This is a genomic window from Desulfosalsimonas sp. (assembly GCF_046483245.1).
GTDB lineage: Bacteria > Desulfobacterota > Desulfobacteria > Desulfobacterales > Desulfosalsimonadaceae > Desulfosalsimonas.
The window spans coordinates 25,172-36,261 of the sequence record NZ_JAWODO010000122.1 but is presented as its reverse complement, the minus strand read 5'-3'; the positions used below and the strand labels follow the sequence as shown (position 1 = coordinate 36,261).

The 11,090-nt window shown below is 52.5% G+C and carries 12 protein-coding genes and 1 other RNA gene; all 13 read right to left on the bottom strand.

The window, feature by feature from the left end:
- On the bottom strand, positions 1 to 165 hold a 165-nt coding region (locus R6U41_RS10950; RefSeq protein WP_410269878.1), incomplete at its 3' end, for an RNase H family protein.
- A gap of 430 nt (positions 166 to 595) precedes the next feature.
- A complete protein-coding gene (gene tyrS, locus R6U41_RS10945; RefSeq protein ID WP_410269876.1) occupies positions 596 to 1,882 on the bottom strand; it encodes a tyrosine--tRNA ligase in 1,287 nt (428 codons plus the stop codon).
- Between the two features lie 110 nt (positions 1,883 to 1,992).
- Positions 1,993 to 3,555, bottom strand: coding sequence for a ribonuclease Y (gene rny / locus R6U41_RS10940; protein ID WP_410269875.1), 1,563 nt, complete (start codon positions 3,553 to 3,555; stop codon positions 1,993 to 1,995).
- 261 nt (positions 3,556 to 3,816) lie between these two features.
- Positions 3,817 to 3,995: non-coding RNA, 6S RNA (ssrS, locus tag R6U41_RS10935), on the bottom strand.
- A gap of 64 nt (positions 3,996 to 4,059) precedes the next feature.
- A complete protein-coding gene (locus R6U41_RS10930; RefSeq protein WP_410269874.1) occupies positions 4,060 to 4,368 on the bottom strand; it encodes a cell division protein ZapA in 309 nt (102 codons plus the stop codon).
- 36 nt (positions 4,369 to 4,404) lie between these two features.
- Positions 4,405 to 4,659, bottom strand: coding sequence for a cell division protein ZapB (locus R6U41_RS10925; protein ID WP_410269873.1), 255 nt, complete (start codon positions 4,657 to 4,659; stop codon positions 4,405 to 4,407).
- A 55-nt stretch (positions 4,660 to 4,714) separates the two neighbouring features.
- Entirely contained in the window at positions 4,715 to 5,479 is a 765-nt protein-coding gene (locus R6U41_RS10920) for an NTP transferase domain-containing protein (RefSeq protein ID WP_410269872.1), read from the bottom strand.
- A gap of 150 nt (positions 5,480 to 5,629) precedes the next feature.
- Positions 5,630 to 6,049 carry a F0F1 ATP synthase subunit epsilon gene (locus R6U41_RS10915; protein WP_410269871.1) on the bottom strand — a complete coding sequence of 140 codons (420 nt, stop codon included), beginning with the start codon at positions 6,047 to 6,049 and terminating at the stop codon, positions 5,630 to 5,632.
- A 22-nt stretch (positions 6,050 to 6,071) separates the two neighbouring features.
- Positions 6,072 to 7,487, bottom strand: coding sequence for a F0F1 ATP synthase subunit beta (gene atpD, locus R6U41_RS10910; protein ID WP_410269870.1), 1,416 nt, complete (start codon positions 7,485 to 7,487; stop codon positions 6,072 to 6,074).
- Between the two features lie 43 nt (positions 7,488 to 7,530).
- Entirely contained in the window at positions 7,531 to 8,430 is a 900-nt protein-coding gene (atpG, locus tag R6U41_RS10905; protein ID WP_410269869.1) for an ATP synthase F1 subunit gamma, read from the bottom strand.
- Between the two features lie 55 nt (positions 8,431 to 8,485).
- Entirely contained in the window at positions 8,486 to 10,003 is a 1,518-nt protein-coding gene (gene atpA, locus R6U41_RS10900) for a F0F1 ATP synthase subunit alpha (protein WP_410269868.1), read from the bottom strand.
- Positions 10,003 to 10,554, bottom strand: coding sequence for a F0F1 ATP synthase subunit delta (locus R6U41_RS10895; protein WP_410269867.1), 552 nt, complete (start codon positions 10,552 to 10,554; stop codon positions 10,003 to 10,005). The genes atpA and R6U41_RS10895 overlap by 1 nt, the downstream gene beginning before the upstream one ends.
- On the bottom strand, positions 10,551 to 11,090 hold the full coding sequence (locus tag R6U41_RS10890; protein ID WP_410269866.1) for a hypothetical protein: 540 nt from the start codon (positions 11,088 to 11,090) through the stop codon (positions 10,551 to 10,553). The genes R6U41_RS10895 and R6U41_RS10890 overlap by 4 nt, the downstream gene beginning before the upstream one ends.

The window sequence follows — 11,090 nt, the reverse complement described above, 5'->3', positions numbered from 1 at the left end:
GTTGTTCGTGGTATCCGCCTCCGCTCCGTAGAGCTCGCGCTCATGTCCGCCAAAGCGCAGGATTGCGCCCCAGCCACCGGGACCCGGATTACCGCGACAAGCCCCGTCGGTGCTCGGTGCTTTCTCGTGCGACTTGCATGTGTTAAGCACGCCGCCAGCGTTCATTCTGAGCCAGGATCAAACTCTCCACTTAAATCGTACGTATTGAATAATACGGATAAGCGAAAATAAAAATTAACTTGGCCCGCTTATTGCCACTATTTAGTTTTCAAAGATCAAGAAGCCCTGCCGGTACAAACAGGTCCGGGCAAAAGCATTCTTTCTATCTGCAAAACAAGGCAGTGTCAAGCCTTATTTTGTTTTTTTGGAAAGATCAATCAGGTAATCGCAAACAGTCGAGACCGTTGTCTTCGGTCAGAGGAGAGCAGATTCCATGTTCAAACCTGTTTCCAATTATAATCAAATCCGCGGCCCAGTCAAGAGCAAATCTCAACTTTTTTGCGCCGCCTCTCCGCAAGGGCTTTGCCCATGTGAAGAATTAAACTTTTAACCCAAGGATCCAGATGTGTCAAGAAAAAAATCGTTCATCTGGAAATCAGCCCTGGATCCTGATTTTGTGGTACTTCTTCTTGCCCGCCCGCAGCACGATCTCGTTGTCTTCAAGATCCTCTGCGCTGACCAAGTAATCCTGCCGGTCAATGCGGTGACCGTTGATATAAGCGCCTCCCTGTTTGATCAAGCGGCGGGCGGCGCTGGCCGAATCGGCCAGCCCCACCTGCTGGTAGAGCTTGAAAGCTGGAATGCCCTGATCCAGATCTGTTTTTCCAAACACCGAACTTGGCACACCAGCATCATGATCCACAGGCTGCCTTGGTATCCCGCTTGACGGCAAAAGGGTTTCGTCAATGCGCCGTGCGCCAAACATCTGTGATGCTGCCTGAAAGGCATTGATTGCTTCCTGGCGGCCATGTGCCAGGCAGGTGGCCTCGTAGGCCAGCACCGCCTTGGCATTGTTGATGTCGGCATCCTTGAGGTTCTGGACAGCCCGGATCTCTTCGACTGGCAGGAACGTAAAAAGAAACAAAAACTTGACCACATCCCGGTCGTCGGTATTAACCCAGTACTGGTAATATTCATAGGGACTCGTCCGATCGGCATCCAGCCAGACAGCACCCTGGGCGGTTTTGCCCATCTTGGCGCCGCTGCTGGTTGTCACAAGGGGAAAGGTCAGCCCGTAGGCTTCTGCCTGGCGCATGCGCCGAATCAGATCAATGCCGGCCACAATATTTCCCCATTGATCGCTGCCGCCCATCTGCAACCGGCATCCGTGGCTGTCATAGAGCTTTAAAAAATCATAGGCCTGCAACAGCATGTAGTTGAACTCGATAAAATTCAGCCCTTCTTCGGAATCCAGGCGCACCCGGTAGCTTTCGGCCTTGATCATCCGGTTGACCGAAAAATGGCGGCCAATATCGCGTAAAAATTCAATGTATCGCAGGTCCACCAGCCAGTCGGCATTGTTTAGCAGTTCGGCGTTGCCTTCGTCAAATGCGATAAACCGGGACAGCTGCCCCTTGATGGCATTCGCATTGTCCTGAACCATTTCCAGGGTCAAAAGTTGACGCATTTCGGTTTTTCCGCTCGGATCGCCCACAAGGCCGGTACCCCCGCCAACCAAGGCAATGGGCCGATGGCCGGCGCGCTGCATATGGGAAAGGGCCATGATCGGCAGCAGATGCCCCACATGCAGGCTCGATCCGGTGGGATCAAATCCGACATAACAGGTTACGGGCGCGTTTGCTTCCAGTTCCCGCCCCAATTGTTCGTCATGTGTGGTGGCTTCAACAAAGCCCCGCTCCTGGAGTGCCTCCAATACATTCATGGCAGTGGCTCTTTTCAGGCTGATTTGGTTATGTGCTTTCCTGATCGCTGATTTTACTGCGAATCACGGGTGCCGGGACTATAGAAGCCCGCACTTGTACCGGCTCTGGCCTACTTATTGGCGTATTCCACGGCCCGGGTCTCACGGATGACCGTTACCTTGATCTGGCCTGGGAAGGTGAGTTTTTCCTCGATTTTTTTTACAATGTCTTTTCCGAGAATAACGGCATCATCATCAGACATTTTGCCCCCATCCACGATGACCCGAAGCTCCCGGCCTGCCTGAATCGCATAGGCATTGGCCACGCCTTTGGCCTCCTTGGCAATGCCCTCAAGGTCTTCGAGGCGCTTGATGTAATTTTCGAGCAATTCCTTGCGTGCACCAGGCCGGGCGCCGGAAAGACTGTCTGCTGCCTGCACCAGAAGATCATATACGGATTCAGGGGTTACATCCTCGTGATGGGCGGCAATGGCATGGACCACTTTGGGTGCCTCACCATACTTCTTGGCCAGCCTGGCACCGATTTCGGCATGATTGCCATCCACCTCGTGATCAATGGCCTTGCCGATGTCATGGAGCAGACCCATGCGCTTGGCCATTTTCACATTCAGGCCCAGTTCCGCTGCCATGGCCCCGCACAGAAAGCCCACCTCTATGGAATGCTGAAGCACATTTTGCGCGTAACTGGTGCGAAACTTCAACCGGCCCAGGTATTTTATCAGTTCATTGTTAATGCCGTGCACGCCCAGATCAAATGCGGCCTGGCTTCCGGCCTCCTTGATGGTCACCTCCACTTCCTGATCCACTTTCTTGACCACATCCTCGATTCTTGCCGGATGAATCCGGCCGTCCTCGATAAGGCGTAAAAGAGACAGGCGGGCCACCTCCCGGCGCACAGGATTGAACCCGGATAAAATCACAGCTTCCGGGGTATCGTCAATAATGAGGTCAATTCCCGTGGCCGCTTCCAGGGCCCGGATATTTCGTCCTTCCCTGCCGATGATCCGGCCCTTCATTTCATCATCCGGGAGTTGCACCACGGAAACCGTGCGTTCGGCAACAAAATCTCCGGCATAGCGCTGGATTGCCGTGGCCATGATCTTTTTGGCTTCCTTGTCCGCATTTTCCTTGGCCTCGGCAACGATCCGCTTAATCATCTTGGCACTGTCGTGCCGGGCTTCATTTTCCATGGACTGCATAAGCAGTTCCTTGGCCTCCTCGGCAGTCATGCCGGAAATGGTTTCCAGCTGACGTTTCTGCTCATCTATGAGATCTTGATAGTCTTTTTCCCGCTTGGCAATGCCGGACTCCCGTTCCTGGAGCTCGCGTTCAATACGTGCGTTTTCTTTTGCCTGCTGTTCTATCTGCTCGTTTTTCTTGTCAAGATTTTCTTCCTTGGAAAGCAGGCGTTTTTCCTGTTTTTTAAGCTCATCGCGGGTTTCTGCGGTTTCGGCGTCAAAATCGCTTTTCATTTTATAAAGCCGATCCTTGGCCTCAAGCTGTGCCTCCTTGATCAAGGAATCAGACTTGCGCTCCGCAGCCTCAACGATCATTTTTGCCTTTTCTTCGGCATCGGCTATCTTCTGGCCTGCAAGCCGGTGCCGGAGCAGTTGCGATGCGCCAAAGCCCAGCGCAGCGCCTGCAATGAACATTAAAATATAAATTCCATCCATTCTTGCCCCCTAAGCATAAAATCCAACGGAGGCCCTGAGATGTGGGCAAAGGGTCCCGGGGTGTGTTTGTTTTGTGTCACAACACCATCTTCTCAGCTACTGGCTGAGAATCACAATCACTATTGATGCATCTGTAAATGGTGCGGTTGATTTGAGGTGGTCAACGGGAAAGAATGTCGTGATACAGCTGGTGGAAAAGCAAAGCAGAGCAAAAGTTCCTGTACGGACTAAAAACCAGTCACCGTAAAATTTGGGGGGGAAATAACCCCCGCCACGCCGTGTTGAAAGAGCCTTGAACCGGCTCATTGAGGTGGGCGCCTTATGACTTCTTCAGGCTTTTCCGTACATGCGGAACTTGCACACCAAAGCCAGGGAAGGCTCCCTTTTTCATAGGTGTTGGGTCAAGGGGCACTATTCAATCACGAACATAGCAGGGGGATTATTTCATCTCCATGTTTCACGGTTCAATTTTTTGCTCTAAGCAATGACACATCAAACAAGCCATCAATGGCATTGGCTTGACGCAATCATCCGGTCCATTGTCAAGGCACGGCTGGCCACAGACTGCAAAAGTTCGTCGTGATCCTGCTTCAACTCCATGTGCTGTTTGGCAACATTTAAAGCTGCGAGCACCACGATGGCAAGCTTATTGGTTTTCTGCGCATGCGCGGGAAATCGCGAGGCCACCTGGTTAACCTCGGCAACCAGATAGTCGGCCACTTCCCGTGCATCCATCCGACTGTCTTTATCAGCCCTGAATTTAAAATATTCGCCCAAAAGCTCTACTGTAATGATCTGTTCCAACGAAGGCATAATCACCCTGCCTGGCAACCGCTTTTGTAATCCCCTTTATTCTTCCGGGGACGGTGTTTCGGCTGCATTGTTGAGCTTGGCCAGTAAATCGTCGATTCTGGATCGAATTTGCGTCTTTTGCCGTAAAAATTGATTCTCGGCTTCAGTCTTTTGATCCAATTCCGATTCCAGTTGCTGCACCTTGGCTTGCAAATCGGTATTGTTTCGTTGAAGCGCTTGACATTTCTCAATCAAGTGTTCCACTTTTTCCTGAAGCGTATCCAGCTGATGCATCACTTCATCAGATTCCACTATCTCACCTCTTTATTTGGTATATAAGGTTGACAACAAAGAAAGTCAAGGCTTTTCATTGTGATGAAATCAGGGACTCGACGCTTTGGAGATCCTTGGGACTGTTGATGCCGATCACTTCACGATTATCCCGGCAGATCATCAGCCCCACCCGCCTGCCGGAGTCAACGGCAATTTCCACAATATCGGTGAGATACATCTCAGATTGCGAGTTGTTTGTTTTGATCTGCAAAAGCGCGGTTTCCAGAAAAAGGCGGTCGACGATATAGATTCCGGTATTTATTGTGGTTATCGCCTTTTCGGCCGCAGTTGCGTCAGATTCCTCCACAATGCATGCCACGTTTCCATCCGCTTTTTGCTTAAGCCTTCCATAACCGGTCGGATTCTGCACCTTGGCGGCGAGCACCGTGATATCATGACCATTTTCGGTATGCCGGGCAACCAGCCGGGCCAGAGTCTCCCGGGAAATAAGGGGGACGTCCCCGCACAGAATCATAACATGGTCTGCATTTTCCGGCAAAGCCGGCATGGCACACAACACCGCATGCCCCGTGCCTTTCTGCTCTGCCTGAAGGGCAAAATCCACAGTCGCGTGGGACAGCACTATAGATTTGACTTTATCGGCCTGGGTGCCGACCACCACCACGATATTTCCGGCTACGCCCAAAGCCGCATCAACAACATGGAGAATCATCGGCCGGCCCCCTACCGGATGGAGGACCTTGGCCTTTTCCGATTTCATCCGGGTTCCCTTGCCGGCTGCAAGGACAATGGCTGCAACCGCGGTATGAACATTGTGTTTATCTTGACCAGATACCATTTCTGAATCCTAAACCTGTCAAACAAGGCAAAAAGGGCAAGCCATATCAATGGCATTGCCCTTTTTGCGTATTATGATCCCCCGAGCAAAATCGGGGTTTATTGTAAAATACGGCGATACACGGCAGTCCGTGTTCATCGGCGCCGTTGGTTAGTGGGTGGAGCCGCTGCCCTGCACAATGTTCATGCGCGTCAGAGCCCGCTGCATCGCCGCCCGGGCACGGGCAAAGTCCACATCTTCCTTGTCACCGGCAAGACGCTGCTGTGCCCGCTCATAGGCAGCCTTGGCGCGCTCATAGTCGATGTTTTCCAAACGTTCGGCGGATTCGGCCAGAATGGTGACTTTATCGGGCAGTGCTTCGGCAAATCCGCCGCTTACAAACACGAAGTGCTCATCGCCCTTTTCATCCCGATAGCGCACCTTGCCCACCTGAAGCGAAGTCAGAAAAGGCGTATGACCGGAAAGGACACCAAATTCGCCCAAAGTGCCGGGGGCCATAACGATCTGGCTCGATTCACTGACCACGTATTTTTCCGGGGTCACAATTTCGAGTTGAATATTTTCAGCCATGCACAGTTCCTTTTCTCACTGATTATGCAGAAGCCATGTTCTTGGCTTTTTCCACCGCTTCTTCGATCGTACCGACCATGTAAAAAGCCTGTTCCGGCAGATCATCGTGCTTGCCTTCGCAGATTTCCTGGAAGGCGCGGATGGTGTCTGCTATCTTGACAAATGCGCCTTTCAAGCCGGTAAAGGTTTCTGCCACGTGAAAAGGCTGTGACAGAAATCGCTGAATTTTACGCGCGCGGGCAACAGTAACCTTGTCTTCGTCAGAAAGTTCTTCCATACCCAGAATGGCGATAATATCCTGCAAGTCCTTGTAACGCTGCAGGGTGGTCTGCACTTCACGGGCGACCCGGTAGTGCTCCTCGCCGATAAAGTTGGAATCCAGGATGCGGGATGTGGAATCCAGCGGGTCCACTGCGGGATAAATCCCAAGCTCTGCAATCTGACGGGAGAGAACCACTGTACCGTCAAGATGGGCAAAGGTGGTTGCAGGGGCCGGGTCGGTCAGGTCGTCTGCAGGCACATACACGCACTGGACCGCTGTAATCGAGCCCTTGTCCGTGGAGGTAATGCGCTCCTGAAGTTCACCAAGCTCCACAGCCAGTGTTGGCTGATATCCAACAGCCGAAGGCATGCGACCGAGAAGTGAGGAAACTTCCTGACCCGCCTGGGTAAAGCGGAAAATATTGTCAATAAACAACAGCACATCCTGCCCTTCCTGATCACGAAAATACTCTGCGCTGGTCAGGGCGCTAAGCGCCACACGCATACGTGCGCCGGGAGGTTCGGTCATCTGCCCGTAGACAAGTGCAGCCTTGGGCAAAACGCCTGAATCCTTCATTTCATGGTAAAGGTCATTTCCTTCACGGGTCCGCTCGCCCACCCCGGCAAACACGGAAATACCGCCATGGTGCATGGCGATATTGTTGACCATCTCCATCATGATAACGGTTTTTCCAACGCCGGCACCGCCGAACAGTCCCATTTTCCCACCCCGGGGAAACGGAACCAGCAAGTCAATAACCTTGACACCGGTTTCCAGAACCTGCACGGACACGTCCTGCTCTGTCAATGCCGGAGCCAGTCTGTGAATTGGGGACATTTTTTCATTGCTGACAGGACCCAGACCATCAACGGGCCGGCCCACAACATTGAGCACCCGGCCCAGAGCGGGTTCCCCGACGGGAACCATGATGGGATTGCCGCTGTCCTTGACCGGCATGCCGCGGACAAGGCCGTCAGTGATGTCCATTGCAACGGTACGCACAACGTTGTCACCCAGATGCTGGGCCACTTCAACCACAAGATTATCTTCCTGATCATTAATCGACGGGTTCGTAATCAACAAGGCTGTCAGAATTTCCGGCAGCTTGCCCTGCTCGAACTCGACGTCAACCACAGGCCCCATAACCTGTGTTATCTTACCCATATTCTCTGCCATGAATCGACCTCCTATCCTATATACGCAGAATTGACGTTTTGGATTATCCCCGCAGGGCTTCGGCACCGCCGACGATATCCATCAGTTCCATTGTAATTGCCGCCTGCCGGGCCTTGTTATATGCCAGGGTGAGGCTTTCAATCATATCATCACATGCCTTGGTGGCATTATCCATTGCCTTCATCCGGGATGCGTGTTCACTGGTGGACGTCTCCAGCAATGCATTATATAGCTGAACATACACATTACGCGGAAGCATCTCGTCAAGAAGGGCATCCGGGGAAGGTTCGCAGATATGCTCGGGCATGTAGCCCTTTTCCTCCTCAGCGACTTGTTCCTGGCTTTCCACGGTTTCAATCACCGGGATGGGAAGCAGCTGCTGGACCACCGGCGGCTGACTGGCCATGCTCATAAATCTGGCGTATACCACGTGAACCTCGTCATATTCATTGTTTAAAAACGCATCAATGATTTTTTGTGCCGAGGTTGAAGCCGTGTTAAAACCGAATTTACCGCCGACCACGTTGAGGTATTCGTCCACGATGGGCAGTTTTTCCCTCCGGCACCAGTCCCGTCCCTTTTTGCCAAAAGCGGTAAAGGAAACATCGGCACCGGTATTGACCTTTTCCTCCATGAAGGCCTCGGCCTTCTCAACGAGGTTGGTGTTAAAGCCGCCGCAAAGACCACGATCGGAGGTTAACAGGACAATGTGGACATTTTTGACTTCCTCCCGGGCAATGAGAAGCGGACTGACCTCATCACCGGCTTTTCCGGCGATATTTCCCAATACCTCGGCAAATTTTTCCGCATACGGATGGAAGGACTCCATGGCCGTCTGGGCACCGCGCAGTTTGGAAGCCGCGACCATGTTCATGGCCTTGGTGATCTGCTTGGTCTTTTTGACGCCGTTAATCTTGGATTTGACTTCTTTTAAGGATGCCATTATCGACTCGCCTTATTCGCTTGTTATCCAGTTGCGGTTAAAAACGGCCAAACACTTATTTGATCGTATCCTTGAACTCTTCGCCATACTCGGCAAGTGCCTTTTGGAGCTGCTGATCGATATCGTCCGTAATTTCCCGCTTTTCGGAGATGCCGGAAAGAATGTCGGGATAACGGCTCTCAATAAACTGATAAAGACCAACCTCATACTTGGCCAGGGTATTGATGGGAAGCTTGTCAAGAAAACCCTTGGCACCGGCGTAGAGAACCAGCACCTGTTTTTCCAGGGGCAGAGGCTGGTACTGGGGCTGCTTTAGGATCTCCACCAGTCGCTCGCCGCGGAGCAACTGTTTCTGGGTGGCCGCATCCAGATCCGAACCAAAAGCTGCAAATGACTCCAGTTCCCGATACTGAGCCAGATCCAGTCGCAGGGTTCCGGCCACCTGTTTCATGGCCTTTTCCTGGGCAGCACCACCGACCCGGGAAACCGAGAGTCCGACGTTAATGGCCGGGCGGACACCGGCGAAAAACAGACCGGGTTCAAGATAAATCTGGCCGTCTGTAATGGAAATCACGTTAGTGGGAATATATGCGGAAACGTCTCCTGCCTGGGTTTCAATAATGGGCAGGGCGGTCAGGGATCCGGCGCCGAGCTCATCATTTAGCTTGGCAGCACGTTCCAGCAACCGGGAATGGTTATAGAAAATGTCTCCGGGATAGGCTTCGCGGCCCGGAGGACGGCGCATCAGCAGGGAGACCTGACGATAGGCCGCAGCCTGCTTGGAAAGGTCGTCGTATATGATCAGGGCATGTTTGCCGTTGTCACGGAAATATTCGCCGATGGCGCACCCCGCGTACGGAGAGACGTACTGCTGGGTTGCCGGGTCAGAAGCACAGGCGGAAATCACCGTGGTATATTCCATGGCACCGTGTTTTTCCAGAGTCGCCACCACCTGGGCAACAGTAGAGCGTTTCTGACCTGTGGCAACGTAGATGCAATAAACGTCCTGCCCTTTCTGGCTCAGGATCGCATCAATGGCCACCGCGGTTTTTCCGATCTGGCGGTCGCCGATAATCAGTTCCCGCTGACCGCGGCCAACCGGAGTCATGGCGTCAATGGCCTTCAAACCGGTATAGAGCGGCTCATGCACACTTTTGCGGTCAATAACGCCAGGAGCCACCATCTCGATTCTTCGAGTTTCCTTGGTTTCCACGGGCCCCTTGCCGTCAACCGGCTCGCCGACTGCGGAAAGCACCCGGCCAAGGACGCCGTCGCCCACCGGCACCTCAGCAATCCGGCCGGTACGCTTGACAATGTCGCCTTCCTTGATCTCGGTGGTCTCACCCATAACGGCGACACCCACATTATCTTCCTCAAGGTTCATGGCCAGCCCGAGCACCCCATTGGGAAATTCCACAAGCTCCAGTGCCTGGACCTTGTCAAGGCCATATACGCGGGCGATGCCGTCACCAACCGACAAGATAATTCCGGTTTCGGAAAGCTCTACCTTCTTGTCGAACTCCTGGATTTGATCCTTAATAATCTGGCTGATTTCTTCGGCTTTTATTTCCATTAGACACTCTCACCCCTTTTTAAAGATTCTCGCATATTTTTCAGTTGTGTCCGAATGCTGCCATCCAGCACAAGATCCCCAATCTTTGTCACCACCCCGCCAATGAGTTCGGGGTCCTGTTTGGCCTCAACCACCACTTCCTTGCCGGTCATCCTGGACAGGGACTGGCGGATTTGTTCAAAAGAATCAGAGGAAAGTTCAGTGGCCGAAGTGAGTTCGGCGCGCACAACACCTTTTAATTCATCTGCAAGCCTTTGGTAATGCTCATTGACGTCCTGGATGTAACCGAATCGCTTTTTCTTAAACAAAAGGGTTACAAAGGATTTCATGACGGCCGACATGTCCAGTTCTGCGAGCACGGCGTTTAGCACCCGCTTGCGGTTTTCCGTACTATGGAGGGGATTGCTTACAGTTGCCGCAAATTCCGGCTGTGCATTCAGCAGTTCCACAAACGACTGAAGTTCCTCACGGTATTTCTCCGCCTGTCCGTCCTGCCTGCCGATCAATATCAAGGCCTTGGCGTAACGTCTTGCGATTGCTGAGCTTCTCACTTTGTCACCACCTTAGTTAGATATTCTTGCACAAGTTTCTCCTGGTCCTCAGGGGTTGTCTCTCTTTTGAGCTTTTCCTCGGCTTTTTCAATCGCTTTCTCAAACACCTCGGTTTCCAGTTTCAGCTTGGCCTGGGCAAATTCCATTTCAATATTGCGCCGGGCCTGCTCCTCGAGCTTGCCGGCAGCTGACTGGGCTTCCTGGAGGATTTTTTCCTTCAGGTTTTCACCCTGCTGGCGGTACTGATCAATGATTTGTTCGGCTTCCTGGCTAAGGGCGGAAAGGCGATCGTTGTATTCGGCGAGTTTTTTTTCGGTTTCCTGCTTCTGGGCTTCAAGATCATCGAGCTGCTCCTTGATCACCCTGATCCGATCACCAAGAAACTGTTTGAGAGGCTTTTTTAAAGCAAAAAACAGGATCAGAACCAAAGCAATAAAATTCATCACCCGGTAGGTGTCGGTGGCAACCCAGCCGGGACCGCCGTGGTCCCCGTTGCCCCCGCTTGCAGCAAAAACAATGCCGGCGGTCGCCAGCAT